The organism is Enterobacter adelaidei (genome assembly GCF_041937165.1).
In the GTDB taxonomy this organism is placed as follows: Bacteria; Pseudomonadota; Gammaproteobacteria; order Enterobacterales; family Enterobacteriaceae; genus Enterobacter; species Enterobacter adelaidei.
This window is the reverse complement of record NZ_CP154354.1, coordinates 87,986-113,850: the sequence shown is the minus strand read 5'-3', so window position 1 is coordinate 113,850 and position 25,865 is coordinate 87,986. Positions and strand designations below refer to the sequence as shown.

Sequence of the window (25,865 nt, the reverse complement as noted above, 5' to 3'; positions counted from 1 at the left end):
GCCTCCCTGCCTGACGGGCATTTAGTAACATTTTTCCAACCGTACGAAATGTTATAAATTATCGGACATCGTAAAACTGTTACATTAATATGTCTATTAAATCGTAAATTTGTAATAATAGACATGAGTTGTCCGATATTCGATTTAAGGTACATTTTTATGCGACTTTTTGGTTACGCTCGGGTCTCAACCAGTCAGCAGTCTCTTGATCTTCAGGTCAGAGCACTCAAAGACGCAGGTGTGAAAGCAAACCGTATATTTACCGATAAGGCATCCGGCAGTTCAACAGACCGGGAAGGGCTGGATTTGCTGAGGATGAAGGTGGAGGAAGGTGATGTCATTCTGGTTAAGAAGCTCGACCGTCTTGGCCGCGACACTGCCGATATGATCCAACTGATAAAGGAATTTGACGCTCAGGGCGTGGCAGTCCGGTTCATTGATGACGGGATCAGTACCGACGGTGATATGGGGCAAATGGTGGTCACCATCCTGTCGGCTGTGGCACAGGCTGAACGCCGGAGGATCCTAGAACGCACGAATGAGGGCCGACAGGAAGCAAAGCTGAAAGGAATCAAATTTGGCCGCAGGCGTACCGTGGACAGGAACGTCGTGCTGACGCTTCATCAGAAGGGCACTGGTGCAACGGAAATTGCTCATCAGCTCAGTATTGCCCGCTCCACGGTTTATAAAATTCTTGAAGACGAAAGGGCCTCGTGATACGCCTATTTTTATAGGTTAATGTCATGATAATAATGGTTTCTTAGACGTCAGGTGGCACTTTTCGGGGAAATGTGCGCGGAACCCCTATTTGTTTATTTTTCTAAATACATTCAAATATGTATCCGCTCATGAGACAATAACCCTGGTAAATGCTTCAATAATATTGAAAAAGGAAGAGTATGAGTATTCAACATTTTCGTGTCGCCCTTATTCCCTTTTTTGCGGCATTTTGCCTTCCTGTTTTTGCTCACCCAGAAACGCTGGTGAAAGTAAAAGATGCTGAAGATCAGTTGGGTGCACGAGTGGGTTACATCGAACTGGATCTCAACAGCGGTAAGATCCTTGAGAGTTTTCGCCCCGAAGAACGTTTTCCAATGATGAGCACTTTTAAAGTTCTGCTATGTGGTGCGGTATTATCCCGTGTTGACGCCGGGCAAGAGCAACTCGGTCGCCGCATACACTATTCTCAGAATGACTTGGTTGAGTACTCACCAGTCACAGAAAAGCATCTTACGGATGGCATGACAGTAAGAGAATTATGCAGTGCTGCCATAACCATGAGTGATAACACTGCTGCCAACTTACTTCTGACAACGATCGGAGGACCGAAGGAGCTAACCGCTTTTTTGCACAACATGGGGGATCATGTAACTCGCCTTGATCGTTGGGAACCGGAGCTGAATGAAGCCATACCAAACGACGAGCGTGACACCACGATGCCTGCAGCAATGGCAACAACGTTGCGCAAACTATTAACTGGCGAACTACTTACTCTAGCTTCCCGGCAACAATTAATAGACTGGATGGAGGCGGATAAAGTTGCAGGACCACTTCTGCGCTCGGCCCTTCCGGCTGGCTGGTTTATTGCTGATAAATCTGGAGCCGGTGAGCGTGGGTCTCGCGGTATCATTGCAGCACTGGGGCCAGATGGTAAGCCCTCCCGTATCGTAGTTATCTACACGACGGGGAGTCAGGCAACTATGGATGAACGAAATAGACAGATCGCTGAGATAGGTGCCTCACTGATTAAGCATTGGTAACTGTCAGACCAAGTTTACTCATATATACTTTAGATTGATTTAAAACTTCATTTTTAATTTAAAAGGATCTAGGTGAAGATCCTTTTTGATAATCTCATGACCAAAATCCCTTAACGTGAGTTTTCGTTCCACTGAGCGTCAGACCCCTAATAAGCCAGCCTTTCTTGGGATGATTGATGATGTTGAACACGCTATAAAGCGAAAATGCCCCTTTTTAACCTATAGGTTGGGCACTATGAGTAAGATACAATCAAATCGCCAGTCAGATGGCTAATTTCATTTTGACCAAAGCGGGCTATTTCAAGCGTTATCGCTGAGACGAGGCTTCAATGACAAGTACACTTGACCCATCACACAAGCAAATTGAAATGTGGCGCAGAGCTACCGGTTCCGAAGGTGGACTCAACGAATACCGCAACTGGGTTCTGGAAAATAGTATGAGATTTACAGCATACGGTATCCATACCGTTATCGTCGAAGGTGAGGCGAAGCATATAACAGCGCTTGATGATGTTACCCTCTGTAACGAGTGGGCGAAGCTTAAAAGAGAAAACAATAGGCTTTACGCAGCAAATGAAAAAATTTGCTCTGGCTGGCGTGGTTTTGTGTTGCGTTTGTTAGGAATAACACTGTCATGCAGAAAACCGGTCATCTTACTGGGGGCAGACGCGAAGAATCAAAATGATGCCGTGAAAGGGGCTGATTTGTAATTTTCAGGCGAGCCCACCGTTCTTAGAAAGCTGTTCTATGGGTATGTAAGGAAGATAATGTTCTCTGAACGCTCAGTACACTTAATCACTTCCTGTACAAAGGGCAAGAATCATCAGGGCCACGTCTGGCCGACATTGGACATAGATCCAAAACAAACCCCGGACGACGCAGCATATGCCTGGAGTAACATTGTAGACGACGCCAGAAGTAATCAGGCGGTACCGGCATTGTCCTTGTATTCAGGTAATCACTGGTCTACGGCAAAGGAAATTTTAAACTCAACCAGAAATCTGGAGTTGTGGATAATCTCTGCCGGGATGGGGTTTTTAAATAGTCGAGATCGGGTGCCCTCTTACGAGGCGACATTTCATCAAGTACCATTCAGGCATGATCTCTGGTGGAAAGCCATCACAAAATCACTAGGAAAGCATAACCGTTGCGCAACTATAAGCCAGTTAATGCAGTCCAGTCCGAATGATGAATATTTGATTGCGGCTTCGCCTGTTTATATTGCTGCTGTCCAGAATGACATCCTGAAGGGCATTGAGAGTTTGACTCATCCTCTTACGCAACTAACGATCGTGACATCAGGGGCATATGCTGGCCCACTTGAAGAATACTTAATTAAGAGTTCTTCTAGGATGATGAAAGAGCTAGAGTGCAATATGGTGTGCCTGAATATAAAACTGGCTCAATACATACTTAAAAGTGGTAGTCGTTAGAACTAGACTGTTAATGATACAATTCTCCTGTTATTTTATTTTTATAAAAGGTCTCAAATATGCTCAAAAACAGATTTTCTTTATTGTGTCTTGCTGTGGCATCGTCACTTACTCTTACTGCTTGCGATGTAGTTGATGCTGCCTATGACGAGACTTTAAATGATAATGCACCCGAAATTGTAATAGCTGGAGGATTCAAAATTGATATCCAAGGTAATGCAGTTCCGGTTGAGGGATATGATAATTGCTCTTTGAATACTCTTCAGGGAAGCGTTGATACGGATAAATCAAATTGTATTGTTCTGGATAGAACACGTAAAAAAGTACCGGTTCTAGTTCATTTGTCATCCGGTCCCGTCAAAGAAGAATGGAAGATCGAGCACCAGGTTGAAAAACCAAATCCGGCAAAAATTTCATCCAAACTCGTATGATTAGACCTGACGGTAACTTTGTAGTGCCTGCATCCTCAGAACGAGGGATCTTTAGTGGCAAACATTACAGTCAAGCCAGCTAAGTCAAGTCTATCCGTTCAAACAGAAAAAGGTTTCTTAAAAATGACGTTATCCGCTGCATTGCAAGGCACTTTTAAAGAGATGAGGAAAGACAATACAGTAGGCATCACAGTTCAAACTTGTTCAGATATTTTTGACAGCAATGTTCCTCCGGCTTATGTTTTCTGGCTTTATCGTCTCAAAGCGGGAGAAACTTTGCCGCGCGGAAGGTTCTTCAGAAAAAGAAAGCCAATCATCAATGTTATGGCAGTTGTTCATGATGCTGCATTCGAAAAATAACTGCGCTATCAGGAAAGTTACTTTTATGAACGTAATTGCAGCTGGAATTTTTTGCTTTATTTTTTACCCTACAGCTTTCGCTTATGCTTGTTATAAAAAGAGATGGCTAGAGTGGATTTTTCTTACTTTAATTATAATTTTTGCTTCTGCCATTTCGATTCAACAATACAATGAAGCGAATTTTGTAAGTGAGTTAAATTACCCTATGTTTATCTCCGCCATATATGGCCTGTCACTGGCATGGTTTCCTTTTCCGATTGCTTATGTTGTTCTGCGCTTCCTTCTTGATGATTTACAGCATGAGTACCCTAAACAGTGAGCAGATTTTAAGACTCATGAACAACATCGAAAGCACGAAACAGTCTGCACAAGGAAGATAAGGAGTATTCTTAGCAAGATATCTTTGTACCTGAAGACATAAAGCTGGCATCTTTTTCCTTATAGAGTGTATTATGATTAAGTAAATCCTTATCAAAGAATTAGAAAGTGAGGTCGTATGTCTGAAGCACTCAAATCGTTAAACAATATTCGTACTCTTCGCGCCCAGGGCCGCGAGCTGCCTTTAGAAGTACTTGAGGAAATCCTCGAAAAGCTTAATGTCATTGTTGATGAGCGTCGTCAGGAAGAATCATCCAAAGCTGCCGAACTGCAAGCTCGTCAGGAGAAACTTGACGCCCTGCGTAAGTTAATGGAAGAAGATGGTATCAACCCGGAAGAGCTGCTTGGCTCATTCCAGGCCAAATCTACGGCTACCAAGAAAAGCCGTGAACCACGCCCGGCCAAATACTCATTTACTGATGAAAATGGCGAAACAAAAACGTGGACTGGACAGGGCCGTACCCCCAAAGCTCTGGCAGAACAAATTGCAGCCGGTAAAAGTCTTGATGATTTCCTGATCTAACTTTTGCCACCAGTTTTGATAGAGGCCACTTCGGTGGCCTTTTCTCATACGGAATCAATTTCAGGTACAGAACATATGAAAAATTCAGAACCTAAGAGCTGTGATCCCTATGTGGACAGTTTGATTAGAAATGCAGATGCAAAGGAAGCCAGGTCATTTCTCAAAATATTGAAGCCCTTACCATTCCTTATCGTTATCATCGCTGTATTCTTTTTTTGGGTATCGTTTTCCCGTTTATTATCCCAGGTCGCGTAAAACCTTTTTAAAGACTCTTCTTTACCAGATATGCTCCCTCACCGGGATGGTTTCAACCTCTTCAGTTTCCCATATTGGCAAAACCTTCAGGAAATAAGACGATACCCTCCACGCTTTCCATTAAAGCGGGATGACGACGCCCAGTTCTTACGACCAGACTCCACGTTTTCGATTAGGATGCCTTTGGGCCCTTCTAACGAGGCCACCTCAACAACTCGCACTTTCCGGATCAGTCTTGGATCCACTTCTTCCCAGATCTGGCCAACTGTAATATCTTTTTGGGTTTGCATTTAATCTCTCGCTGTCATTTAGTGAACAAGACTAATCCTCGCCGTGGTTCAGCTTATGGCTTTATTTACGCTGACGATCCTTAGCCTTAAATTTTTGCCATCGTATCCGAAGGTTTTCGATGTTAACCGGAACCTGCATGCGTGTCGTCTCTATCTCATTCCCATGCCATTTCAGGAGATCATCATCCAACTCCCGGGCCTCCCGGCTGAAGTAAATTTTCATAGTGTCAGGGTTTATGGCGCAATGGTCATTGTCGAACAGTGTATGGATATCACGGCGAAGTAAAATTCCGTTCGTTACGTCGGGAATGCCTTCTTCATGACGTGGCGTTAAGTGCGCGGCCTCAGTACGCCAGGGGGACCTTACGCCGGTGACAACACATCGCCCGTAGCAATTCAACCTAACATCCCGGGCGAAAGGACCTTGGTCAGGACTGGTGACAGAAGTACATTCCTGGCCCTCTTTGTAGATACGCTTCGGGAAGTCGATAGTGGTTTGAGCTGTTTGGGAAAGTGACACATACGTAACCCCTTTGTATCTCTTTATCCCACCATTAAAAGTGGTAGGAATCGAGCTGGTTATGGCCACCAGTTTCACATCGCCCATTTCGACGATCTTAAGGCTCTTATTAGCGGCTACATGTAACTGGATGAATTTACCTACGTACACATCATGGTTCTCATCTTGTCTTTCAACACACAGAACGACATGGTCGAAGGTTCTCTTGTCAGAGATTACCCAGTTGCCGGTTTTCACACGGCCTGCTTCACTCACCCCTGCGGTAAGATCGGGTATGAGCGTCCCCTGCATGCCGTCAGTTCGAATTGAAAGAATTTCACCCGATAAACCCAGCTCTGCAAGCTCACTAATAAACGGTCTTTTCATCCGGCTTACCGGTTTTGGCTTCGTCATTTTCATCTTTGCTGTAACACCTCAGTACCCCATTGCTCGTTCCTGGCGGGACAGCCGTTCATCAGCAGCCTGAAGACGCTCATCACGCCGCCGTGCTGCCAGAACCCGTCGTTCTGAAAAAGACATAGCCGCTACGTTTGGTACGCTGAGCTTACCGTCACCGGCACAAACGTCACAGCGAACATCAAATGCTCCGGCAAAATACTTTTCACGCATTTCTGGCTCCCACTCAGCCATTTCTGATTGGGTGAATCCATTTTCAAAGGCCGGGTTTTCCATGGTCCCGTGGCCTTCGCACTGGTGACAGATTATGTACTTAAATTTGCGCATGTAACGCTCCTGTATATGATGGATGAACCACTCTCGTTCAGGGTTATGGCGAAATGTTTATCGCCGCAGCGAGAGATTCAGTCTTGCTATCAATATTCCTGAAGGTTGTCCGCCTGATTTCAGGGAAAGCATTCATTCACTGGCCGGTTCTACCTTATTATTCATACAGATTAAAGTAGTTGTGCCTACTACTGCGGTCACCTTCCTTGACAAAGTAAGCAAAGTTTGAAAAATTTAACACCGACGAAAGGCCATACCTTCGTTAGTGTGCGAAAGCCGCTTGCGAGCGACGGAATAGGTGAAAGCTTTAGTCAGGGTTAATTACCCTGTCTGCGGTGATGGGATGGCTCAGGCGTATATCATCACTCCTTCCAAAGTCCGTACACACTCTTTCAGCCTTTGCAGAAATGCAGGGGCTGTTTCATATCAGACAAGCGCAATGAAATTTTCAAATGCTTTCCAGAAATTCAAAGGCCTTAAGCTTTATCTGTATCTTACGGTCCCCGCACGGAAAGTAACTTTCCTGAACAGGAACCGCCTTGCCAGCCTTAACTTTCTAAACGGTTAAAGTTACACCAGGCTGTAAATGGTGAAACAGTTTTTGAAGCCCATGAAACACCGCTGTCGGAAAGATAACTAGCCCCAAGACGTCTAACTTCTTTTTGATGTAGAGCTAATTCTTTCGGATCGGCAATATCTTCCACCACGCTCATCATGGCAATCTGAACTCCGGGAGATGCCATTTTATAAGCTGTCGAGCTTGCAACTGAATTTTTCAGGATTGCCAATCTTTCTTTTTCTGGTCGCCCGTTGTCAGACGTATTCGCGTACGTTGTACCCGCAACTAACAATGGAAGACTGGCGTTGGCACAGAACTGCATAACGCGTTTTTGCTGGAGCTGTAATTCAGTGGCTGCAAATGCTTTACTGCATCCGAGGATCCCGATAATCATCACTAATGCTGTTTTATACATAAAATTGAAACCGTCCTTATTGAACTTTAAATGTTGCGGTTAACACTGTGTGGAGATGTATGGACTGGATAATACCCACATGCCTGCGCCTGCCAGTATACCGGCTCAGGTATTAAACCTAAGAGATCTGGTGCACCGGATTTTACCTTTTCATTTCGGTTTTATCTTGAGCCTGGCTCTTGAGTTTAAATTTAAAGGTATGGCGCATGCAGGTTTCACTGACGGGTTTTCACACATCCCGGCTGTAACCCATCATTGTTCATGAGCCAGGCCCTGGTATCCTGCCCAGCGTACGGCCAGCCGCTCTAAGTCCAGATCGTACACCAGCGGTGTGATTTTACGGCCTTCAAACAGCTCGCCCAGCTCAATGCCTGGCTTAAAATGAACGGTCAGGGTGGCCGGATCTATGCCCATAAGATCGGCATCAAACAGAGCATGCATTGTTGGAGTCATCAGGATGCCATTAGACGGATTGTACCGGGTTCCATGTTCAATGTGTGCCGCATCCAGGACACCGCCATTAACCCAACCGGTTACCGCACAACGGCCCGCGAAATTCTCGATGAGCAGAGCTTTAAATTTACCCTGTGCCACGCCACTACGTTGCGTCACTACGCGCTCGCAGTGCTCACCCTGGATATCTAGGGGTCGTCTCAGAATTCGGAAAATAAAGCACGCTAAGGCGTAGTCACCCCGTGACTCCCCCGCGCCGATGCAGCGAGCTTCGTTCCGTCTTGCAGTGACGCAATCAGCGGGCAGGAAACGTTCCCTTTCCGCGCATGGCAGGCGCACACCAGTTCAGACAGCACGGCCTCCATGCGTGCCAAGTCGGCCATCTTCTCGCGCACATCCTTGAGCTTGTGCTCGGCCAGGCCGCTGGCTTCCTCGCAATGGGTGCCATCCTCCAGCCGCAGTAGCTCGGCGATTTCGTCCAGGCTAAAGCCCAGCCGCTGGGCCGATTTCACGAACCGCACTCGTGTTACATCCGCCTCGCCATAGCGGCGAATGCTGCCATAGGGCTTGTCTGGCTCCGGCAGCAGGCCCTTGCGCTGGTAGAACCGGATGGTCTCCACATTGACCCCGGCCGCCTTGGCAAAAACGCCAATGGTCAGATTCTCAAAATTAATTTGCATATCGCTTGACTCCGTACATAACTACGGAAGTAAGCTTAAGCTATCCAAACCAAATTTGAAAGGACAAGCGTATGTCTGAACCACAAAAGTCTGAACCACAAAACGGGCGCGGCGCGCTCTTCGCCGGTGGGCTGGCCGCCATTCTTGCGTCGGCCTGCTGCCTGGGGCCGCTGGTTTTGATCGCCTTGGGGTTCAGCGGGGCATGGATCGGCAACCTGACGGTGCTGGAACCCTATCGCCCGATCTTCATCGGCGCAGCGCTGGTCGCGCTGTTTTTCGCCTGGCGGCGCATCTACCGCCCGGCGCAAGCCTGCAAACCGGGTGAGGTCTGCGCGATTCCCCAAGTGCGAGCTACTTACAAGCTCATTTTCTGGATCGTGGCCGCGCTGGTCCTGGTCTCGCTCGGATTTCCCTACGTCATGCCATTTTTCTATTAATCACAGGAGTTCATCATGAAAAAACTGTTTGCCGCCCTCGCCCTCGCTGCCGTTGTTGCCCCCGTGTGGGCCGCCACCCAGACCGTCACGCTGTCCGTGCCTGGCATGACCTGCGCCTCTTGCCCGATCACTGTCAAGCACGCGCTTTCCAAGGTTGAGGGCGTGAGCAAGACCGACGTAAGTTTCGACAAGCGCCAGGCCGTCGTCACCTTCGACGATGCCAAGACCAACGTCCAGAAGTTGACCAAGGCGACCGAGGACGCGGGCTATCCGTCCAGCCTCAAACGCTGATCCGTTAACCGAACTCGGGAGCGACACATGGGACTCATCACGCGCATCGCTGGCAAAACCGGCGCGCTCGGCAGCGTCGTTTCCGCGATGGGCTGCGCCGCCTGTTTTCCTGCCATCGCCAGCTTTGGCGCGGCCATCGGACTGGGCTTCTTGAGCCAGTACGAGGGGCTATTCATTGGCATCCTGCTGCCGATGTTCGCCGGCATCGCGTTACTCGCCAATGCTATCGCTTGGCTCAATCATCGACAGTGGCGACGCACGGCGCTCGGCACGATAGGCCCGATCTTGGTGCTGGCAGCGGTGTTTTTAATGCGGGCTTACGGCTGGCAGAGCGGTGGACTGCTCTATGTCGGCCTGGCCTTGATGGTTGGGGTGTCGGTCTGGGATTTCATCTCGCCAGCACATCGCCGCTGCGGGCCGGACAGCTGTGAATTGCCAGAACAACGTGGCTGACGGCAACAGCCGTAGCCACCACAGAAAAGGAAAAATACATGACCACCCTGAAAATCACCGGGATGACCTGCGACTCGTGCGCGGCTCACGTCAAGGAAGCCTTGGAGAAAGTGCCCGGCGTGCAATCGGCGCTGGTGTCCTATCCGAAGGGCACAGCGCAACTCGCCATTGAGGCGGGCACGTCATCGGATGCGCTGACTACCGCCGTGGCCGGACTGGGCTACGAGGCAACGCTTGCCGATGCGCCACCGACGGACAACCGCGCCGGCCTGCTCGACAAGATGCGCGGCTGGATAGGGGCCGCTGATAAGCCCAGTGGCAACGAACGCCCGTTGCAGGTCGTCGTCATTGGTAGCGGTGGAGCCGCGATGGCGGCAGCACTGAAGGCCGTCGAGCAAGGCGCGCAGGTCACGCTGATTGAGCGCGGCACCATCGGCGGCACCTGCGTCAACGTCGGTTGTGTGCCGTCCAAGATCATGATCCGCGCCGCCCACATCGCCCATCTGCGCCGGGAAAGCCCATTCGACGGCGGCATGCCACCCACACCGCCGACGATCTTGCGCGAGCGGCTGCTGGCCCAGCAGCAGGCCCGTGTCGAAGAACTCCGTCATGCCAAGTACGAAGGCATCCTGGACGGCAATTCAGCCATCACCGTTCTGCACGGTGAAGCGCGTTTCAAGGACGACCAGAGCCTTATCGTTAGTTTGAACGAGGGTGGCGAGCGCGTCGTGATGTTCGACCGCTGCCTGGTCGCCACGGGTGCCAGCCCGGCGGTCCCGCCGATTCCGGGCTTGAAAGAGTCACCCTACTGGACTTCCACCGAGGCCCTGGCGAGCGACACCATTCCCGAACGCCTTGCCGTAATCGGCTCGTCGGTGGTGGCGCTGGAGCTGGCGCAAGCCTTTGCCCGGCTGGGCAGCAAGGTCACGGCCCTGGCGCGCAATACCTTGTTCTTCCGTGAAGACCCGGCCATCGGCGAGGCGGTGACAGCCGCTTTCCGTGCCGAGGGCATCGAGGTGCTGGAGCACACGCAAGCCAGCCAGGTCGCCCATATGGACGGTGAATTCGTGCTGACCACCACGCACGGTGAATTGCGCGCCGACAAGCTGCTGGTCGCCACCGGCCGGACACCGAACACGCGCAGCCTGGCATTGGAAGCGGCGGGGGTAGCCGTCAATGCGCAGGGGGCCATCGTCATCGACAAGGGCATGCGCACCAGTAGCCCGAACATCTACGCGGCCGGCGACTGCACCGACCAGCCGCAGTTCGTCTATGTGGCGGCAGCGGCCGGCACTCGTGCGGCGATCAACATGACTGGCGGCGATGCGGCCCTGGACCTGACCGCAATGCCGGCCGTGGTGTTCACCGACCCGCAGGTCGCCACCGTGGGCTACAGCGAGGCGGAAGCACATCACGACGGGATCGAGACCGACAGTCGCCTGCTAACACTGGATAACGTGCCGCGTGCGCTTGCCAACTTCGACACACGCGGCTTCATCAAGCTGGTCATCGAGGAAGGTAGCGGACGGCTCATCGGCGTGCAAGCGGTGGCCCCGGAAGCGGGTGAACTGATCCAGACGGCGGTGCTCGCCATTCGCAACCGTATGACCGTGCAGGAACTGGCCGACCAATTGTTCCCCTACCTGACCATGGTCGAAGGGCTGAAGCTCGCGGCGCAGACCTTCAGCAAGGACGTGAAGCAGCTTTCGTGCTGCGCCGGATGAGGAAAAGGAGGTGTTCAATGAGCGCCTACACAGTGTCCCGGCTGGCCCTTGATGCCGGGGTGAGCGTGCATATCGTGCGCGACTACCTGCTGCGCGGATTGCTACGGCCGGTCGCGTACACCACGGGCGGCTACGGCTTGTTCGATGACACCGCGTTGCAACGGCTGCGCTTTGTACGGGCTGCCTTCGAAGCGGGTATCGGCCTGGACGCACTGGCGCGGCTGTGCCGGGCGCTGGATGCTGCGGACGGTGACGGTGCGTCTGCGCAGCTTGCCGTGTTGCGGCAACTCGTCGAGCGTCGGCGCGAGGCCCTGGCCAGCCTCGAAATGCAACTGGCCGCCATGCCAACCGAACCGGCACAGCACGCGGAGAGTCTGCCATGAACAGCCCAGAGCACTTGCCGTCTGAGACGCACAAACCGATCACCGGCTACTTGTGGGGCGCGCTGGCCGTGCTCACCTGTCCCTGCCATTTGCCGATTCTCGCCATTGTGCTAGCCGGCACGACGGCCGGCGCGTTCATCGGGGAGCACTGGGGTATTGCAGCCCTCACGCTGACCGGCTTGTTTGTCCTGTCTGTGACGCGGCTGCTGCGGGCCTTCAAGGGAAGATCATGACCGCTTCCCAGCCAGCCGAGAGTGGGCAGCTTTGAGCTTCGCTACCAATCTGGAGGAGTACCACCATGAACGCAAACGCCCCGAACACTGCCAGTTGCACCACCTGCTGCGTATGCTGCAAAGAAATTCCGCTCGATGCCGCCTTCACCCCGGAAGGCGCGGAATACGTCGAACATTTCTGCGGGCTGGATTGCTATGAACGCTTCCAGGCACGCGCCAAGGCCGCGACAGAATCTGACATTGCGCCTGTCCCTGGCGGTTCGCAGCCGTCAGATTGAGGCATAGCTTAACCGGACACCTCGGCCTCTGTGCCTTTACTGCTTTTCGGTACAACCGTCAAGAACAGGCAGAGCGCTCCGATAGTTATCGCCACATCAGCGAGGTTGAAGGCGGGCCAGTGCGCAAGTCGCCAATGGAAGTCAAGGAAATCAACAACCTGTCCACGCAGCACACGATCCGCGACATTGCCCAGCGCACCGCCGAGGATCAGGCTGTAGCCCATCGCTTCGAGACGTGGCCGTTGCTGGCACAGCATGCGCCCCAGCCAAGCAGAAACAGCCAGACCCAGCGTGATGAAAAAGTAACGTTGCCAGCCACCAGCGTTCGCCAAAAAGCTGAATGCCGCACCCGGATTCAGGACATGAACGAGGTTGAAAAACGGGGTGATTTCGACTTGCTCACCGTAGGCAAACGTGCGGATGATGGCGAACTTCGTGAGCTGATCGGTCATGACAGCACTGGCGGCCACGGTGAACCAGACCCAAGCCGATGTGCGGCGGGCCGATTGCCACACAGGGGCGGCCAACGGCAGCAACCACCCGGCGAGTGCCGTGCAGCTCCATCCCAGCGTCCACCCCGCCAACACATCGGCCGGAAAGTGCATTCCGGCCGCGATGCGCGACCAGCCGACCAATGTGGCGTACAGCATTAAACTGAGACGACCACGGCGGCCCATCAAAGGCCAGAGCGCACCGACCACCATCGCGGCATAGGTGGCATGCCCGCTGGGCAGGCTGTAGTGAAGCTCTTTGTCCCCGATGACGCGCGCCAGGTCGCCAAGGACGGCAGGCGGGCGTGGAAAGTCGAACCATAGCTTCAAGGCGGTGGCGACCAATAACGCCAGCAAGAAGGCCGCGCTAAAACCAATAAGGCGATGCCGAACGGCCGTACCACGCGCCGGGTTTGTAGCCGATTTCGACCACCACCACAGACCCAACAGCATCAGCGGCGCTGTCCAGTAACTTCCCACGAGGCCAAAGAACCATGCCAGTGGTTTCAGCGTGGCGGGCGTGCCTGTGTTGATGGCTTGAAACAACGCGATGTTCAGGCCACCCCAGTCATAGAGAAAGAGTTTCCAGCTCATCGGCGCAACAACCTCAAGCCGTTGCCGACAACAAGCAAGCTGGCACCCATATCGGCGAACACAGCCATCCACATGGTCGCGTGACCCGTGAAGGTGAGCACCAAAAATACCGCCTTGATGCCAAGGGCCAGCACAATGTTTTGCATCAGCACCTGTGCTGTCGCACGCGACAGGCGCACGAAGGTCGGAATCTTGCGCAGGTCATCGTCCATCAGGGCCACGTCGGCGGTTTCAATAGCGGTATCTGTGCCCGCCGCTCCCATTGCAAAGCCAATGTCCGCACGCGCCAAGGCCGGTGCGTCGTTGATGCCATCACCGACCATGCCAACCTTGCCGTTTCTGGACAATTGCTCCACTTCGCGCAGTTTGTCGTCGGGCAGTTGGTTGCCTTGCGCGCGGTCAATGCCGGCTTGTGCGGCGATGGCCTGTGCCGTGTGGGGGTTATCGCCGGTCAACATCACGGTGTTGATGCCCAGAGCATGCAGCTCGGCGATGGCTCTCTTGCTGCTGTCCTTGATGGTGTCCGCAACGGCGAATAAGCCATGTACCCCTTTTGCGCCCACCAGCATCACGACGGTCTTGCCAGCGGTTTCCAGCGCAGCGATGCGCTGCTCCAGCTCTGGTGTGCACTGCCCCAGCTCTTCGAGCATCCGGTGGTTGCCCAGATGGTAGGTCGCACCGTTGATTTGGCCTTGCACACCCCGACCGGGCAGCGCGTTGAATTCGGCCACGTCGAGCAAGGCAACCCCGTCCGTCTGCGCGGCCTGTGCCACCGCCTTGGATACAGGATGGTCCGAGCGGGCCGCCAGACTGGCAGCGATGCTGCGGCTGTCCGAGGCGAGTGCATTGCCCCATGTGACAAAGTCGGTCTGTGCGGGCTTGCCGTGCGTGATCGTGCCGGTCTTGTCCAGAGCCAGCCAGCGCAGCTTGCGGCCTTCTTCCAGATAGACGCCACCTTTGATGAGAATGCCGTGGCGGGCGGCGGCGGCCAGGCCGCTGACGATGCTGACCGGTGTAGAGATCACCAGTGCGCACGGGCAGGCGACCACCAGCAGAACCAATGCACGGTAGATCCAGTCGAGCCATGCCGCACCCATGAACAGCGGCGGCAACAACGCGACGGCGATGGCAACGCCGAATACAACGGGGGTGTACCAGCGGGCGAACTGATCGACAAAACGCTGAGTCGGCGCACGACTACCTTGCGCAGCCTCTACCGCGTGAATGATCCGGGCCAAAGTGGAGTTGTTGGCCAAGGCGGTGACGCGGTACTCGAACGAGCCGGATTCGTTGATCGTGCCAGCGAACACCGAATCACCGGGGGATTTTTCGACCGGGAGGCTTTCACCCGTGATCGGGGCTTGGTTGACGGCAGAGCGGCCTTCCAGCACCTCACCATCAAGGGCGATGCGCTCACCTGGTTTGACCCGGACGCGGGCGCCGATGGTGATTTGCTTGGCGCCCACCTCGCGCCATGTGCCGTCAGCCTGCTGTACCGTGGCCTGTTCCGGGGTCAGGTCGAGCAGGCCACGGATAGCGTTACGAGCGCGATCCAGCGATTTGGCTTCGATTACCTCGGCCAGCGCGAACAGTACCATCACCATTGCCGCTTCGGGCCAGTGGCCGATCAACATGGCACCCGTGACCGCAATCGACATGAGGGCGTTCATGTTGAGATTACGGTTCTTGAGCGCGATCCACCCCTTCTTGTAGGTGGAGAGGCCACCCGTGAAGACCGCGACAAGCGCCAGAACGACAACCGACCAGTGATTGCCGTTGTGGAGCCAGTAGACCGCCTCGGCCGCCGATGCAGTGACCAAGGAGATGCCCAGCGGCCACCAGTTGGTCGGCGTGGTCACAGGGGCGGCGGATGGAGATGCGACCTCTGCCGTGTCCACGACCTGCGCCTCGAATCCAAGCGCTTGCAGTGCCACGAGCACGTCTGGCAGAACCTGGTTCGCATGGCGTACCGACAGCGTGCGCTGCATCAGGTTGAAATCGAGATCAGCAACACCGGCCACGGTGCCGAGCTTGTTGCGGATCAACGTCTCTTCGGTCGGGCAATCCATCTTGGCAATGGACAGCTTGGTCGTCTGCTCGGCCGACGCCTGATCCATGCGCACAGCTTGCATGCCGATGGCCTTCAGCGCCTGCTCGACGGGAGACAACGAAGGCAATTCGTGTCGCACGGTCAAGGTACGTTGCATCAGGTTGAATTCAAGACCCGCCACCCCCGCCAGACCGGCCAGTTTGCTTCGGATCAGCGCCTCTTCGGTCGGGCAATCCATGTTCTCGATGCGGTACACCGCTTGAGCCGATCCGGTTGCCAGCGGGGCCGGTGCCGTGGGTTGGATGATCGGCTCAGTCGTGCAGCCACACCCCTTTGAAGCGCATTCGCTCATGAGTAACTCCTGAAAATCTTCTATTCAGCCTCCATTAAAATCTCTATAGTCACTATAGAGTCAAGTGATAATTGGAGATTGATGCATGGAAATCAGAATTGGCGACCTCGCCAAGCGCTCTGGGTGCGAGGTCGTGACCATCCGCTACTACGAGAAGGAAGGGCTACTGCCAAAGCCAGCGCGAAGCGGTGGCAACTTTCGGTTGTACGGTGAGGCGCACATTGAGCGCTTGCAATTCATCCGTCATTGCCGTTCGCTCGACATGACGTTGAGCGAGATTCGCGCATTGCTGGGTCTGCGAGACAACCCGATGCAGGACTGTGGGGAGGTCATCACGCTGCTGGAGGCCCATATTCAACAGGTGGAAATGCGTGTGTCCGCGCTGTTGCAGTTAAAACGGCACTTGGTTGATTTGCGCGAGAAGTGTTCTGGCTCTCGATCTGTAGAGGCGTGCGGCATTTTGCAAGGGTTGGGCAATTGCCATGGTGAAAGTGCCACGAACAGTCAAACATCTGGGTAAGTAAGGGCTTAGCGTGCTTTATTTAATGAGATGGTCACTCCCTCCTTCCCGGTACTATGCTGAGGACAGGCTTTCATTCGGAGAACTATCATGGAAAACATTGCGCTCATTGGTATCGATCTGGGTAAAAACTCTTTCCATATTCATTGCCAGGATCGTCGCGGGAAGGCTGTTTACCGTAAAAAATTTACCCGGCCAAAGTTGATCGAATTTTTGGCGACATGCCCCGCTACAACCATCGCAATGGAAGCCTGTGGCGGTTCTCACTTTATGGCACGCAAGTTGGAAGAGTTGGGGCATTCCCCAAAGCTGATATCACCACAATTTGTCCGCCCGTTCGTTAAAAGCAATAAAAACGACTTTGTCGACGCCGAAGCTATTTGTGAAGCTGCATCGCGTCCGTCTATGCGTTTTGTGCAGCCCAGAACGGAATCTCAGCAGGCAATGCGGGCTCTGCATCGTGTCCGTGAATCCCTGGTTCAGGATAAGGTAAAAACAACCAATCAAATGCATGCTTTTCTGCTGGAATTTGGCATTAGCGTTCCCCGAGGAGCTGCCGTTATTAGCCGACTGAGTACCATTCTTGAGGATAATAGTTTGCCTCTTTACCTCAGCCAGTTATTGCTGAAATTACAACAGCATTATCACTATCTTGTTGAGCAGATTAAAGATTTGGAATCCCAGTTGAAACGAAAGTTGGACGAAGATGAGGTTGGACAGCGCTTGCTGAGCATTCCCTGCGTCGGAACACTGACAGCGAGTACTATTTCAACTGAGATTGGCGACGGGAAGCAGTACGCCAGCAGCCGTGACTTTGCGGCGGCAACAGGGCTTGTACCTCGGCAGTACAGCACGGGAGGTAGGACGACATTGCTGGGAATTAGTAAGCGAGGTAATAAAAAGATCCGAACTTTGTTGGTTCAATGTGCCAGGGTATTCATACAAAAACTGGAACACCAGTCTGGCAAATTGGCCGATTGGGTCAGGGATTTACTGTGCCGGAAAAGCAACTTTGTCGTCACTTGTGCTCTGGCAAACAAGCTGGCCAGAATAGCCTGGGCCCTAACGGCACGACAGCAAACTTATGTAGCATAACGGCAGAAATACACCGGTTTAAAGAATTACTGATCTGGTTTTGCGAATACTGATATTGATGATACTAACGGCCCACCGGCCTGTTGAGGAACCTGTAAAACGGAAAGGCTCATTGAAGCCGTATATTTTCTGGAGGTTCATCAGGCGCGGAACTCATCAAGGCGCGGGAATAAAATCCCATTCAGACGCCGGATAGATTCAAGCAAGCCAACTTGTCGTCAAAATCGGTGTTGCAAAAACGGGAGTGACCATAGATTCCGTTTTCTGAGACGACCCCATCTACGTCAGGTTTCCGCTTTGGTTCGCTGGTGGCCGTCTCAGCTTGTTTTAGGGTGGAACGTGGATAGGCCAGGTTATATGCTGCGCCTGTGGTCATTTGCTCGATGACCGCAGGTGCATAACCTTCTGCTTCCAGCTTACGATATGCAGCCCGGTAGTCTCTTTGGGTTTTCAGCGGGTATATCTTTCCGCCTTTACCATCGAAAGCGATAAACCAGAAATCGTCCGTGCCAGTTTCCAGATTTCTGCAACGTTTCAGATGCCATCCGCCTTCTCTCGCCCAGATGGTACGGTTATTTCTGGCATTCGTTTTGTCATAACCGTTCTCGTCAAGCCAGCTATCAAAGCTGGTCAGCCCCAGATCCTGAACCTCCAGAGAAGGCACTCGAATGACCTGCAAGGTATGGCGGGGTCTTGGCTCTCTCATCTTGATCTCTTCCTAGCGCTGGTCTGGGAAATACGGATATTGCGGGCCATATTCATAGTCATGCGGGCCTGGCTCAACTTCCCAGAATGGACGGCCGCTAATTGTCTTTGGACCGCGCTCGTTTACGATGTCTTCTACATCCTGAATATTAAATGGCATCGTTGCCAGTAACAGCTGATCTTCGGGTGTCAGCGTCACAGTTGCACCGTCGATACGGCTGTAAAGGTCGGCAAACTGTTTACCTGCACCGTGCAACCGGTGCTCCGCTACACTTCTGATTGCGTGTAAGTCCAGCTCCGCCGCTTCCATGCGATCCACGTATAGTTTCATTTCTTTACGCAAAGCGCTCAGCTCACGGGCTTTAATAAACCCGCAGGCGTACCCACCCAGGGCGATAACTGCAATGATTGCTAAAATTGCCATTTTTTTCTCTCACGTGATTGCGGCCGTTACTCTAGTCTTAATGTGAAGTCTGGGAATTCGCTGGATGTTAAGTACGTTTTCATCCCCAGACTGACAGATGCTAAGGCGCGATCCCAACACTCCATTTGTAAGTATCAGGCCCATCTTCTCCGCTGGTGGCATCTGCTACAATCTGTGCATAACGTTCTCCAGCAAGTTCTCTTACCATCTGATCCACGACCCATTGCAGATGATGCATTTCATCGGTTCCGCCGTAACGACAAGCCAACTCAATAGCCCGCTCTATTCTTTTTTGTTCTTCAGTCATACTGAATCCTCACGCTTACATCAGCTATTCTGAAAACATGCACACTATAAATTGCGGCTGTCATTTCTCAGCCAGGCGCCTGCATTGCTGCCTCATTCCATCAAAAATACTTTCCGCAAGCTGCTGGGGGAACTGGTCCGGAAGAAGCCCGCTAACACGTTCAATGACACCCGGGGTTCTGGCGATGATTTCCTCTATCATCGCCTCTGTCTGCTGTTTACTCAGGCCGGTTATCTCACCATGCCTGATCCAGTGGCGTCGTTGTATTCGATATATCTGGTAATAGTTGCTACTGCCACGTACGGCCATCGCCAGTTTGCACTTCTGCCAGGATATCTGATTGTTCCCATGACCGATCACCGGCCATGCCGACAACACATCATAGAGTGGTGTAAGGTGATAACGTCCCTGTGGCCCAATAGAAATACTGAAATTTTTAGCGTGGCCATCTGTTGCGGCCATCATCCAGAAAACTATCTGCGTCATAAAAAACTGCGCTTTGTCACGCTCAGCACGGTCTGAATTACTCAGAACTTCCATAATTTCCGATATACCTGGCCCGCCGTCCGCCTGATATTTTCGTAATGGCGAAATGCCCAGGGCCTGACACATATCCTCCTGGGGTAAACGAATGATCCATTGTCCGTTTCCTGACCATTTTCGGTCAAAACGTTCTACCACCAGCGCTTTCTGATCTTCAAAGTGAGCAATCTGCGTTCTTGCCACGGGGAGCCCGTACTGTTCGAGAAGTACCGAGCAGAGCCATTCATTTTCAACCGACGAGCGCATGTCGGCTTTCATGTTCCCCACAAGTCCGAGCGGTAGCTTGAATATATGCGTCGTTGGTGTATTACCCTCCGGCATACACCACCGATCTTCATGCCACAGTAGGGCTGTTTTCTCCTGAGCACCGGCAATAGATAAACGTAAGTCGTCGTTATCTTCTGGCCTGCCCGGTAGCAATGTCTCCGTGGTATTACGCAAAGTTGCCGCAATTTCTGATTCAGTAAGCGGGTGATACTTCACGGAATATAAATCTGTGGGTTCATCTCCGTCATGAAGCAGCTGTATCGCGCCCACGCAGTCTTTTCCCAGCTCCGTCAGAAGATCAAAAGGCTCCAGGCTATCGGCCTTGTAACGCATTGCCAGACGTCTGCGTATGCCTTCGCTGTCCGGGAGTAAATTATCAAAATAGTCACGTACCACATTTCCACGCCAGACCTGGTTCCCGGGAGTAAAAGGAAGGGACAATGACAGCGGCCTTCCCTGTTCGTCTGCACTCCAGTCAGGAAGGTATTGTAAGCTGTCTACCCCTTTACTTTTTTCCCAGTATCCGACTTTGATTCCGTTCATCCAGATTGCCAGACGCTGCTGTTTCCGGCTCATATCGTTACCATTTCTCCTGTCGTGCAGGTGAGTTTGATTTAAGCATTTCTTCCGTCTGCTTCCCCTCTGAAGAGGCGGTTGTCGAGGAGAAGCTGATTTTTACGCCCAGGATAGAAAACACCTTGAATAGCCGTTCAATGCTCGCACTGGCAGGGTTGGCTTCCAGACGTGAGTATGTCTGTTGAGTGACCCCTAACCTTTCGGACAGGTCTTTTTGCGTCAGGCCATTCGCCTTGCGAAAACCAATGAGCAAGGGACGCAACTGGTTGAGCGTGTTTAACGGGTAATCATTATTGATCATAAGCTGGCCTCAGTAGTTCCTCTGATACACCTTGTACGCTGTTTTCTAAACATACACCCTAAAAGCTGTAATATCAAATTAACAGCCTAAAAGCTGTTAAATAGAGAGTACAACCTTTAGGCTGTTACTAAGTGGCAGCATAAATCTTTATGAGGTTTGATATGAGAGAACTATCAATAATAAGCCGTTACGCTCGTACAGCATCCGGTAAGAGAGCTGACAGATCAGGATCATCGGTAAACGAGAAGCGGAGTATCTTATGGCCCTGTTGTGAGCTGTATAAATAACTACGAGCTACTCTCTGCCTCGGGGAGGAGGCAGAGAGAGTATTAAAAGCAAAGGCAGACATTTTTAGCAGCTGGTGGGCTATGGGGTTCCGGAGGTGCTCCGGTGAATGTTACTTGACTGGCAAGTTTCCTGCTATGATGGTCAATGCCTCGATGCTGTCTATATTGTTCTGAAGCCGTTCCAGTTCTGCCTTTTCAATACCGGCCCAAAGCTTTAAGTGTCGCTGATAAAGGGACCACTTGAGTGAGTGAAAACCATTCCAGGCCAACCCCATCCAGGAGGCGTAATTCGCATTGAGAATATTGCCGGTGATATACATTTTACCTGCGTTAACAGCACTGGAAGTTCCATAACCCAGGGCAAGCATCATCCGGAAGCGTGGATTTAGCCGCAACGGCATGGTATCCAGTAAGGTCTCCCCAAAAGCTCCTTTTCCCAGCGATACCTGTTTCGCCACATAGAAAACCCGCATCAAAACTTCCATTATGCTCATCGGAATACTTGTCACGATAAACTGACGAAAGTCATACCCGTTGACATACATGTACTCTATTTGTTTGCCGAAGTTAGAACTCCCCACAGGGATCCCCTCAAGCATACGAAGTAGCCCCATAAAAGGAGCCGGTAACCCCATGCCACGGTTTCCTTTTGCTGAGGGGGCATTAACATCCGATGCCAGGTGTCCAAACATTCTGGCGATGAGCCTGAAAATATTGGTTTCGTCTGTAACGCCTTTACTGGAAGGATAAACCACGATCTGTCCATTCTGAACCACCGTACAGGTCCCGTTCAGCATATCCTTTATACCGAAAATAATGCCCAGTACGGGATCGTGTGACAAAGCTCTTAAGCGGTGATTTGTGGGAGACAAAACGCCACCGGCCGCACCCACTAAATCGCTGCTGATCGAACTGTCTGGTGCCCCTATAGGGAACAAATCTGAGAGTTTTGTACTCAGGTCCTCCGGCAAAATGGCATTGAAGGCTTTCTGCACCTGTTTATTGAAAATACCATCCACTTCTGCCGTAAAGCTCACCGTAGGTTTTGGCGGGGCTCTGACGCAAAGTAAATCCAGCATGGATGCTATGAGCCCGCATCCGCAGGCAATAGCATAATCCCAGGCGTCGAGTGCGTAGCGATCATTAAATTCTTTAATATGATTCTGGATCCGGGCATCTACAACAGCCAAGTCATCCGTGGAGAGTATTGTGGCCAGTCCAATATCACCGCATACACGCTGGTTAGCCTCGCTATATATAGTCTTGAGACCAGTAGAATGCATGGCAGTATCTGAAGGGGTCATTTCTCGCAGATGATGTTCTTTAAGCGCCAGATGCTCCGCTTCATCAAGTTCAGTGCCGCTGATTAGCCCGGTCAACTGTGCCTTAAGGCTCTCTATATCACTGTTAATTGTCTCGTGAGCGTTCGCGATATCCTGACCACGGAGCTGAATATAACGGATGGCCCTGAACTCATCATCATAAGGAGACTGACTCATGTGTTTACCTCACCGCGACCAGGCTACCTTTTGGAGCTTTCTTAGTAAGCATGTCGATTGTTGCCTTGATGCCAGCAATTTCTGCCTTAAAATATTCCGCATTCGACATCAACCTTTCCTGAACTTCGTAGAGCTTTTGGATGGCCTGACTAAGGGCGGCTGTCAGTTTCGCATTTTTTTTGTGTTTCACTATCGCGTACCCGCCAATCCCTAACACAGCTACAGGTGCGGCCAATACCGCAATGCCTGCAACCATACCGCCACCGACGATAGACCCTGCTGTAGCGAGCCCGGAGGTTATGCCTGCTGCTGACACTCCCGTTGTACCAAGCGTATAGAGAGCACCGAAGGAAGCCGCTGCGCCTACGCCTGACCCCGCCAAAGCTGCTGCGCCCTCAGTAATACCCGGGAACTTATTTTCAAGCGCCTGAAGAGCACTTGTAACTTCATCCATTGCCTTCTTGCGAATTTTTTCGAGCTCTTCAGTTTCGGTAGCGTCCATTACAGGCCTCGTATTCATAACTTGCTGTGTGATAGGTGAAAAAGAGCACCATAAAAGTGATGAAGAAATCATGACTTACTATTGTGGCACTTTCGAGTTCATGTTTGTCAGTTTCAATGCTGTTGCTGTTAGTAAGGGCAGACGCCATATCGGGCAGACCCAAAATAACTATCGTGCCAGCGTCATTTTGGAACTGACTTTGCTAAAAATCAGTAGCGGACTGAACAGACATGTGTGGATTTGAATCTGGGCAGGTTCCAGACATTATTCCAACCAGACTTCCAATGACAAAATGCTCGTCATTCTCGGAGACGACATAGGGTCCACCAGAGCAACCATCGGTGTTGAAATGTGCTATTACAAAGCGAGTTGTGAGATGTTGGGGAGAATGATTTGAGCAATTTAAAGGCCAAATGCCTGAAACTTCACCAGGGAATGTCGAAATTGTTGTCTCATTCATTGGATATCCGACACCCAATGTACCCATGCCAGCTGCGGGAGCCAGGACCTTAAAGTAACTACTTACAGGCTGTTGTATTCCAGCTGGTAATACGATTTCTGCACTGTCAACAAACGGAATGCCGTCTTTAAAGTCTGCCCTGTCATTAGCCTCATTGAGAATGAAATCGACTAGAACAGGCTCTTCGTTCACCAGTCCTTGATGGTTAAGAAATTTGACGTAAAGTTTAAGTGTATTGCTGACGGGATAAATTTTTCCAAGAGCATTGGTAACAACATGGGCTGCGGTGAGAATCTTTTGCTGCTGACCATTATCGAAACCAAACGCAGTTGCTTCGAGATGGCTACTAAAATGAGGATCATTGCTTACATAGATTTTACAAACGTAGTTTTCAAACATTATTTCCTCCTTTTGCCGGTACCTAATCAGTTACACGGCTGCATGTTATAAACAACTAAACTCGCTTCCTGATATTTGAGTTTGTATGTTTTGCCAGGCACCAGCTCACCTCTGAAACACGGTTAGTCTCCTCCATGACATGGTTATGGCGATGGTCAGAAACTGTTATCGACGAAAGGCTGGAATTCCTTTAATGGCATTATCCATTTCAAGTCGTATGTCCTGAACGGGAGCGTATATTTTTATGATTCCAGATCTTAACCCTGAAACATTCCCCGTATCAAAACTGACCCGTTACAGATAAGTCACCACCGGTGCTGTCGATTAATTTAGTGAATTGCATGTCCTCATCCCATAAAGGGTAGGGCCTACCCCCGGCATCGAGCAAACCTGACCACCCTGCCCTTATTAAGACCCCACATGCGGCAATGGTGCCCTGTCCACGCCGCCCGCGAACTTTGAGGAAATGGGGAGAAAATAAAAAGAAAACAAAAAGTTATCGGCTGAAGTACCGGCGCAGATCGGGAATCAGGCGAAGCCTGACAGCACGTTAGGGCCTGGCAGGGGGCTTGAGGGATGAGGACATGCAATTGTGATAACCTTCCCGCCACGGGGTCGGTTAAATTCGTATCCTGCCGGTGCAATTCCAACGGCCGCGTTACCAGTTCGCCGGGTAGCATGGCCAGCAAAGCCAGGCATCGAGCACCCGGGTTTCACTGACGGCCGCTGCATAGACGCCGGTATCCGGGAAGAAATAAACCGGGGTGGCGTTGTTCAGCTGGTCGCCTTCATCGGCCAGAGCGCCGATCACCTCATGAGGCTTAAGCAGCATATCCGTTAAATATTCATCCGGGTGGATGGCATTCAGCGATATGGCCATCTCCAGAAATTCATCCAGGGTATGGCGGGTACGATACCCCCGGAAAACCTCGTATGAAGGCGTGACGCATTCACCATCCAGGGAACAGGCATCGTAACCGGCCAGCTGCTCTTCGGTGAGTCCGGAGGCATGCTTTGCCACAAGATTCGTAAATTGCTCTTTATCGTCCATCACAATCCTTACGCTGTAGGGGCCTGTTTGTGTTATCACTGCTTCCGGTTTTTACTTCGCACAACCCGGCAGGTATCCGGTCGCCCGGGCGTCCTTTGCGGTCTTGTTCGCCCTTCGCCTGAATTACGTCAAATCCCTTTCACTACCCGGCCGCAGGGTGACACCTCCCCTTTTCTCCGGAAGCGAAAGAGGAAGAACAGTTTAACAGCCCGGATCCTCAATAATTTTCGCGTAACGGACTAAATAACCGGTTTATGCAGCTTCTGATAACCACAGACCGCGATAGAATAAAACGTCTGGTGAGGAACCGGAGTGTTATGTAAGCGGGGGGTTTAACTGGGTATCTGTGTAGTCCTATTTAGCCAGATATCCCGAATAAAAACCTCAACGATTAGGTAAACGAAATGGATGGATTCTGGTCGATGTTCTGTTTGTTTGTCGTGGTAGTTTCACTGCATAAAGCCCTTTCTGTAGCAGCAGCACGAGCAGACGCAGCAAAATTAAATATGCTTCTCAGAATGAGAAAGTTTAAAAAGTAGCTTTCAAGACATCTGAGAATTCTTTTAAATCCTCAGAGGAAGTTATATGTTTAGGCTATTTGCAAACTAAGGTTGGAATTCCATCATTCTAGCCTTAGATCTTTGATCAAGTGAAGTTGCTCACTTGGTTGGATTTTACCGTTTCCTGACGGCTTTTCAGAAGCGAGGGCTGGTTGGAATGCCTTCCAGCTAGAAGTCTTGCAGATGCTCTCCGGGCATTAACTCATTGTCGAATCTGCACCAGTATCACTAGGTTGTTGAGCGGGCGATTAGCTTTTTCACTGAGCCGCTGTACACTCGACTGCTTCAAGAAGCACTACTTAC

At 51.5% G+C, this 25,865-nt stretch carries 34 protein-coding genes; 18 read left to right on the top strand and 16 right to left on the bottom strand.

Features of this window, described 5'->3' with window-relative positions:
- Positions 1 to 159 precede the first annotated feature (159 nt).
- The 8 genes from AAHF05_RS23065 (at position 160) to AAHF05_RS23030 (ending at position 4,885) form a co-directional block, all read left to right on the top strand.
- Complete coding sequence (locus AAHF05_RS23065; protein ID WP_001235713.1) at positions 160 to 717, top strand: recombinase family protein; 558 nt, start codon at positions 160 to 162, stop codon at positions 715 to 717.
- Positions 718 to 899: 182 nt separating this feature from the next.
- Positions 900 to 1,760 (top strand): broad-spectrum class A beta-lactamase TEM-1, encoded by an 861-nt coding sequence (locus tag AAHF05_RS23060; RefSeq protein WP_000027057.1) that lies wholly within the window; start codon positions 900 to 902, stop codon positions 1,758 to 1,760.
- Positions 1,761 to 2,089: 329 nt separating this feature from the next.
- Positions 2,090 to 2,470 carry a hypothetical protein gene (locus AAHF05_RS23055; RefSeq protein ID WP_001371925.1) on the top strand — a complete coding sequence of 127 codons (381 nt, stop codon included), beginning with the start codon at positions 2,090 to 2,092 and terminating at the stop codon, positions 2,468 to 2,470.
- A 57-nt stretch (positions 2,471 to 2,527) separates the two neighbouring features.
- Positions 2,528 to 3,193, top strand: a complete 666-nt coding sequence (locus AAHF05_RS23050) for a hypothetical protein (protein WP_000490638.1) — start codon at positions 2,528 to 2,530, stop codon at positions 3,191 to 3,193.
- Positions 3,194 to 3,252: 59 nt separating this feature from the next.
- Complete coding sequence (locus AAHF05_RS23045) at positions 3,253 to 3,624, top strand: hypothetical protein (protein ID WP_000916940.1); 372 nt, start codon at positions 3,253 to 3,255, stop codon at positions 3,622 to 3,624.
- 54 nt (positions 3,625 to 3,678) lie between these two features.
- Positions 3,679 to 3,984, top strand: coding sequence for a hypothetical protein (locus AAHF05_RS23040; RefSeq protein ID WP_223152485.1), 306 nt, complete (start codon positions 3,679 to 3,681; stop codon positions 3,982 to 3,984).
- Positions 3,985 to 4,009: 25 nt separating this feature from the next.
- The gene (locus AAHF05_RS23035) at positions 4,010 to 4,303 is read left to right on the top strand and encodes a hypothetical protein (protein ID WP_001100635.1); all 294 of its coding nucleotides are present in this window, start codon (positions 4,010 to 4,012) and stop codon (positions 4,301 to 4,303) included.
- Between the two features lie 177 nt (positions 4,304 to 4,480).
- Entirely contained in the window at positions 4,481 to 4,885 is a 405-nt protein-coding gene (locus AAHF05_RS23030) for an H-NS family nucleoid-associated regulatory protein (protein ID WP_001287391.1), read from the top strand.
- Positions 4,886 to 5,491: 606 nt separating this feature from the next.
- On the opposite strand, the gene AAHF05_RS23025 is transcribed toward AAHF05_RS23030, so the two are convergent.
- The 4 genes from AAHF05_RS23025 to AAHF05_RS23010 form a co-directional block, all read right to left on the bottom strand.
- Positions 5,492 to 6,349 (bottom strand): HNH endonuclease signature motif containing protein, encoded by an 858-nt coding sequence (locus AAHF05_RS23025; protein WP_000784387.1) that lies wholly within the window; start codon positions 6,347 to 6,349, stop codon positions 5,492 to 5,494.
- A gap of 15 nt (positions 6,350 to 6,364) precedes the next feature.
- On the bottom strand, positions 6,365 to 6,673 hold the full coding sequence (locus AAHF05_RS23020; RefSeq protein ID WP_001224686.1) for a hypothetical protein: 309 nt from the start codon (positions 6,671 to 6,673) through the stop codon (positions 6,365 to 6,367).
- Between the two features lie 548 nt (positions 6,674 to 7,221).
- A complete protein-coding gene (locus AAHF05_RS23015) occupies positions 7,222 to 7,647 on the bottom strand; it encodes a hypothetical protein (RefSeq protein WP_000278471.1) in 426 nt (141 codons plus the stop codon).
- 252 nt (positions 7,648 to 7,899) lie between these two features.
- A complete protein-coding gene (locus AAHF05_RS23010) occupies positions 7,900 to 8,100 on the bottom strand; it encodes a hypothetical protein (protein ID WP_065945227.1) in 201 nt (66 codons plus the stop codon).
- Between the two features lie 33 nt (positions 8,101 to 8,133).
- Here AAHF05_RS23010 and AAHF05_RS23005 point away from each other — a divergent pair, with 33 nt between their 5' ends.
- Positions 8,134 to 8,292 carry a hypothetical protein gene (locus AAHF05_RS23005; RefSeq protein ID WP_223230173.1) on the top strand — a complete coding sequence of 53 codons (159 nt, stop codon included), beginning with the start codon at positions 8,134 to 8,136 and terminating at the stop codon, positions 8,290 to 8,292.
- A gap of 32 nt (positions 8,293 to 8,324) precedes the next feature.
- Here AAHF05_RS23005 and merR read toward each other — a convergent pair whose 3' ends face one another.
- On the bottom strand, positions 8,325 to 8,780 hold the full coding sequence (merR, locus tag AAHF05_RS23000) for an Hg(II)-responsive transcriptional regulator (RefSeq protein WP_001166628.1): 456 nt from the start codon (positions 8,778 to 8,780) through the stop codon (positions 8,325 to 8,327).
- 71 nt (positions 8,781 to 8,851) lie between these two features.
- On the opposite strand from merR, the gene merT reads away from it, so the two are divergent.
- The 7 genes from merT to AAHF05_RS22965 all read left to right on the top strand — a co-directional run bounded on the left by merT (position 8,852) and on the right by AAHF05_RS22965 (position 12,579).
- Positions 8,852 to 9,217: a mercuric ion transporter MerT gene (gene merT / locus AAHF05_RS22995; RefSeq protein ID WP_001294656.1), complete on the top strand. Its 366-nt coding sequence runs from the start codon at positions 8,852 to 8,854 to the stop codon at positions 9,215 to 9,217.
- A gap of 15 nt (positions 9,218 to 9,232) precedes the next feature.
- Positions 9,233 to 9,508 carry a mercury resistance system periplasmic binding protein MerP gene (gene merP, locus AAHF05_RS22990; RefSeq protein ID WP_000732275.1) on the top strand — a complete coding sequence of 92 codons (276 nt, stop codon included), beginning with the start codon at positions 9,233 to 9,235 and terminating at the stop codon, positions 9,506 to 9,508.
- Positions 9,509 to 9,535: 27 nt separating this feature from the next.
- Positions 9,536 to 9,961, top strand: a complete 426-nt coding sequence (gene merC, locus AAHF05_RS22985) for an organomercurial transporter MerC (protein WP_000522996.1) — start codon at positions 9,536 to 9,538, stop codon at positions 9,959 to 9,961.
- A 38-nt stretch (positions 9,962 to 9,999) separates the two neighbouring features.
- Positions 10,000 to 11,685 (top strand): mercury(II) reductase, encoded by a 1,686-nt coding sequence (merA, locus tag AAHF05_RS22980; RefSeq protein WP_000209296.1) that lies wholly within the window; start codon positions 10,000 to 10,002, stop codon positions 11,683 to 11,685.
- Positions 11,686 to 11,702: 17 nt separating this feature from the next.
- On the top strand, positions 11,703 to 12,068 hold the full coding sequence (merD, locus tag AAHF05_RS22975; protein ID WP_001277466.1) for a mercury resistance co-regulator MerD: 366 nt from the start codon (positions 11,703 to 11,705) through the stop codon (positions 12,066 to 12,068).
- Positions 12,065 to 12,301 carry a broad-spectrum mercury transporter MerE gene (merE, locus tag AAHF05_RS22970; protein WP_001087807.1) on the top strand — a complete coding sequence of 79 codons (237 nt, stop codon included), beginning with the start codon at positions 12,065 to 12,067 and terminating at the stop codon, positions 12,299 to 12,301. The genes merD and merE overlap by 4 nt, the downstream gene beginning before the upstream one ends.
- Before the next feature lie 65 nt (positions 12,302 to 12,366).
- Complete coding sequence (locus AAHF05_RS22965) at positions 12,367 to 12,579, top strand: DUF3330 domain-containing protein (RefSeq protein WP_000993245.1); 213 nt, start codon at positions 12,367 to 12,369, stop codon at positions 12,577 to 12,579.
- 8 nt (positions 12,580 to 12,587) lie between these two features.
- Here the strand turns inward: AAHF05_RS22965 and lspA are convergent, their stop codons facing one another.
- Positions 12,588 to 13,664 carry a signal peptidase II gene (gene lspA, locus AAHF05_RS22960; protein ID WP_000118563.1) on the bottom strand — a complete coding sequence of 359 codons (1,077 nt, stop codon included), beginning with the start codon at positions 13,662 to 13,664 and terminating at the stop codon, positions 12,588 to 12,590.
- Positions 13,661 to 16,066, bottom strand: coding sequence for a heavy metal translocating P-type ATPase (locus AAHF05_RS22955; RefSeq protein WP_001287661.1), 2,406 nt, complete (start codon positions 16,064 to 16,066; stop codon positions 13,661 to 13,663). Before AAHF05_RS22955 ends, lspA begins: the two co-directional genes overlap by 4 nt.
- An 85-nt stretch (positions 16,067 to 16,151) precedes the next feature.
- On the opposite strand from AAHF05_RS22955, the gene cadR reads away from it, so the two are divergent.
- Together cadR and AAHF05_RS22945 are read left to right on the top strand one after the other, a co-directional pair.
- Positions 16,152 to 16,586: a Cd(II)/Pb(II)-responsive transcriptional regulator gene (gene cadR / locus AAHF05_RS22950; RefSeq protein WP_000405672.1), complete on the top strand. Its 435-nt coding sequence runs from the start codon at positions 16,152 to 16,154 to the stop codon at positions 16,584 to 16,586.
- Between the two features lie 90 nt (positions 16,587 to 16,676).
- The gene (locus AAHF05_RS22945) at positions 16,677 to 17,681 is read left to right on the top strand and encodes an IS110-like element IS4321 family transposase (protein ID WP_000427623.1); all 1,005 of its coding nucleotides are present in this window, start codon (positions 16,677 to 16,679) and stop codon (positions 17,679 to 17,681) included.
- Positions 17,682 to 17,862: 181 nt separating this feature from the next.
- On the opposite strand, the gene AAHF05_RS22940 is transcribed toward AAHF05_RS22945, so the two are convergent.
- The 9 genes from AAHF05_RS22940 to AAHF05_RS22900 all read right to left on the bottom strand — a co-directional run bounded on the left by AAHF05_RS22940 (position 17,863) and on the right by AAHF05_RS22900 (position 25,002).
- Complete coding sequence (locus AAHF05_RS22940) at positions 17,863 to 18,387, bottom strand: hypothetical protein (RefSeq protein WP_001805097.1); 525 nt, start codon at positions 18,385 to 18,387, stop codon at positions 17,863 to 17,865.
- A gap of 12 nt (positions 18,388 to 18,399) precedes the next feature.
- A complete protein-coding gene (locus AAHF05_RS22935) occupies positions 18,400 to 18,810 on the bottom strand; it encodes a hypothetical protein (RefSeq protein ID WP_000985909.1) in 411 nt (136 codons plus the stop codon).
- A gap of 100 nt (positions 18,811 to 18,910) precedes the next feature.
- Positions 18,911 to 19,117: a hypothetical protein gene (locus AAHF05_RS22930; RefSeq protein ID WP_000134171.1), complete on the bottom strand. Its 207-nt coding sequence runs from the start codon at positions 19,115 to 19,117 to the stop codon at positions 18,911 to 18,913.
- A gap of 60 nt (positions 19,118 to 19,177) precedes the next feature.
- Positions 19,178 to 20,503 carry a type II toxin-antitoxin system HipA family toxin gene (locus AAHF05_RS22925; protein ID WP_000088044.1) on the bottom strand — a complete coding sequence of 442 codons (1,326 nt, stop codon included), beginning with the start codon at positions 20,501 to 20,503 and terminating at the stop codon, positions 19,178 to 19,180.
- 4 nt (positions 20,504 to 20,507) lie between these two features.
- Positions 20,508 to 20,801, bottom strand: a complete 294-nt coding sequence (locus tag AAHF05_RS22920) for a helix-turn-helix transcriptional regulator (RefSeq protein WP_012477377.1) — start codon at positions 20,799 to 20,801, stop codon at positions 20,508 to 20,510.
- A 400-nt stretch (positions 20,802 to 21,201) separates the two neighbouring features.
- Positions 21,202 to 22,590: a hypothetical protein gene (locus tag AAHF05_RS22915; RefSeq protein ID WP_012695445.1), complete on the bottom strand. Its 1,389-nt coding sequence runs from the start codon at positions 22,588 to 22,590 to the stop codon at positions 21,202 to 21,204.
- Between the two features lie 4 nt (positions 22,591 to 22,594).
- Positions 22,595 to 23,092, bottom strand: a complete 498-nt coding sequence (locus AAHF05_RS22910; protein ID WP_000340139.1) for a membrane protein — start codon at positions 23,090 to 23,092, stop codon at positions 22,595 to 22,597.
- Positions 23,093 to 23,294: 202 nt separating this feature from the next.
- Positions 23,295 to 23,951, bottom strand: a complete 657-nt coding sequence (locus tag AAHF05_RS22905; RefSeq protein ID WP_000462754.1) for a trypsin-like serine protease — start codon at positions 23,949 to 23,951, stop codon at positions 23,295 to 23,297.
- Positions 23,952 to 24,609: 658 nt separating this feature from the next.
- Positions 24,610 to 25,002, bottom strand: coding sequence for a hypothetical protein (locus AAHF05_RS22900; protein ID WP_000341066.1), 393 nt, complete (start codon positions 25,000 to 25,002; stop codon positions 24,610 to 24,612).
- Positions 25,003 to 25,865: the final 863 nt, after the last annotated feature.

Excerpts from the sequence above, each read along its gene's own strand:
- AAHF05_RS22940 (WP_001805097.1), bottom strand. The coding sequence starts at position 18,387 with ATGAGAGAGCCAAGACCCCGCCATACCTTGCAGGTCATTCGAGTGCCT.
- AAHF05_RS23020 (WP_001224686.1), bottom strand. The coding sequence starts at position 6,673 with ATGCGCAAATTTAAGTACATAATCTGTCACCAGTGCGAAGGCCACGGG.
- merC (WP_000522996.1), top strand. The coding sequence starts at position 9,536 with ATGGGACTCATCACGCGCATCGCTGGCAAAACCGGCGCGCTCGGCAGC.
- merP (WP_000732275.1), top strand. The coding sequence starts at position 9,233 with ATGAAAAAACTGTTTGCCGCCCTCGCCCTCGCTGCCGTTGTTGCCCCC.
- AAHF05_RS23055 (WP_001371925.1), top strand. The coding sequence starts at position 2,090 with ATGACAAGTACACTTGACCCATCACACAAGCAAATTGAAATGTGGCGC.
- AAHF05_RS23045 (WP_000916940.1), top strand. The coding sequence starts at position 3,253 with ATGCTCAAAAACAGATTTTCTTTATTGTGTCTTGCTGTGGCATCGTCA.
- AAHF05_RS23035 (WP_001100635.1), top strand. The coding sequence starts at position 4,010 with ATGAACGTAATTGCAGCTGGAATTTTTTGCTTTATTTTTTACCCTACA.
- AAHF05_RS23065 (WP_001235713.1), top strand. The coding sequence starts at position 160 with ATGCGACTTTTTGGTTACGCTCGGGTCTCAACCAGTCAGCAGTCTCTT.
- AAHF05_RS23015 (WP_000278471.1), bottom strand. The coding sequence starts at position 7,647 with ATGTATAAAACAGCATTAGTGATGATTATCGGGATCCTCGGATGCAGT.
- AAHF05_RS22910 (WP_000340139.1), bottom strand. The coding sequence starts at position 23,092 with ATGGACGCTACCGAAACTGAAGAGCTCGAAAAAATTCGCAAGAAGGCA.
- AAHF05_RS22965 (WP_000993245.1), top strand. The coding sequence starts at position 12,367 with ATGAACGCAAACGCCCCGAACACTGCCAGTTGCACCACCTGCTGCGTA.
- AAHF05_RS22930 (WP_000134171.1), bottom strand. The coding sequence starts at position 19,117 with ATGACTGAAGAACAAAAAAGAATAGAGCGGGCTATTGAGTTGGCTTGT.
- AAHF05_RS22915 (WP_012695445.1), bottom strand. The coding sequence starts at position 22,590 with ATGAGTCAGTCTCCTTATGATGATGAGTTCAGGGCCATCCGTTATATT.
- AAHF05_RS23060 (WP_000027057.1), top strand. The coding sequence starts at position 900 with ATGAGTATTCAACATTTTCGTGTCGCCCTTATTCCCTTTTTTGCGGCA.
- lspA (WP_000118563.1), bottom strand. The coding sequence starts at position 13,664 with ATGAGCTGGAAACTCTTTCTCTATGACTGGGGTGGCCTGAACATCGCG.
- AAHF05_RS23050 (WP_000490638.1), top strand. The coding sequence starts at position 2,528 with ATGTTCTCTGAACGCTCAGTACACTTAATCACTTCCTGTACAAAGGGC.
- merR (WP_001166628.1), bottom strand. The coding sequence starts at position 8,780 with ATGCAAATTAATTTTGAGAATCTGACCATTGGCGTTTTTGCCAAGGCG.
- cadR (WP_000405672.1), top strand. The coding sequence starts at position 16,152 with ATGGAAATCAGAATTGGCGACCTCGCCAAGCGCTCTGGGTGCGAGGTC.
- AAHF05_RS22900 (WP_000341066.1), bottom strand. The coding sequence starts at position 25,002 with ATGGACGATAAAGAGCAATTTACGAATCTTGTGGCAAAGCATGCCTCC.
- AAHF05_RS22905 (WP_000462754.1), bottom strand. The coding sequence starts at position 23,951 with ATGTTTGAAAACTACGTTTGTAAAATCTATGTAAGCAATGATCCTCAT.
- merT (WP_001294656.1), top strand. The coding sequence starts at position 8,852 with ATGTCTGAACCACAAAAGTCTGAACCACAAAACGGGCGCGGCGCGCTC.
- AAHF05_RS22925 (WP_000088044.1), bottom strand. The coding sequence starts at position 20,503 with ATGAGCCGGAAACAGCAGCGTCTGGCAATCTGGATGAACGGAATCAAA.
- AAHF05_RS23005 (WP_223230173.1), top strand. The coding sequence starts at position 8,134 with ATGTTCAATGTGTGCCGCATCCAGGACACCGCCATTAACCCAACCGGT.
- AAHF05_RS22935 (WP_000985909.1), bottom strand. The coding sequence starts at position 18,810 with ATGGCAATTTTAGCAATCATTGCAGTTATCGCCCTGGGTGGGTACGCC.
- AAHF05_RS23010 (WP_065945227.1), bottom strand. The coding sequence starts at position 8,100 with ATGACTCCAACAATGCATGCTCTGTTTGATGCCGATCTTATGGGCATA.
- AAHF05_RS22955 (WP_001287661.1), bottom strand. The coding sequence starts at position 16,066 with ATGAGCGAATGCGCTTCAAAGGGGTGTGGCTGCACGACTGAGCCGATC.
- AAHF05_RS23030 (WP_001287391.1), top strand. The coding sequence starts at position 4,481 with ATGTCTGAAGCACTCAAATCGTTAAACAATATTCGTACTCTTCGCGCC.
- merA (WP_000209296.1), top strand. The coding sequence starts at position 10,000 with ATGACCACCCTGAAAATCACCGGGATGACCTGCGACTCGTGCGCGGCT.
- AAHF05_RS23025 (WP_000784387.1), bottom strand. The coding sequence starts at position 6,349 with ATGAAAATGACGAAGCCAAAACCGGTAAGCCGGATGAAAAGACCGTTT.
- AAHF05_RS22945 (WP_000427623.1), top strand. The coding sequence starts at position 16,677 with ATGGAAAACATTGCGCTCATTGGTATCGATCTGGGTAAAAACTCTTTC.
- merE (WP_001087807.1), top strand. The coding sequence starts at position 12,065 with ATGAACAGCCCAGAGCACTTGCCGTCTGAGACGCACAAACCGATCACC.
- merD (WP_001277466.1), top strand. The coding sequence starts at position 11,703 with ATGAGCGCCTACACAGTGTCCCGGCTGGCCCTTGATGCCGGGGTGAGC.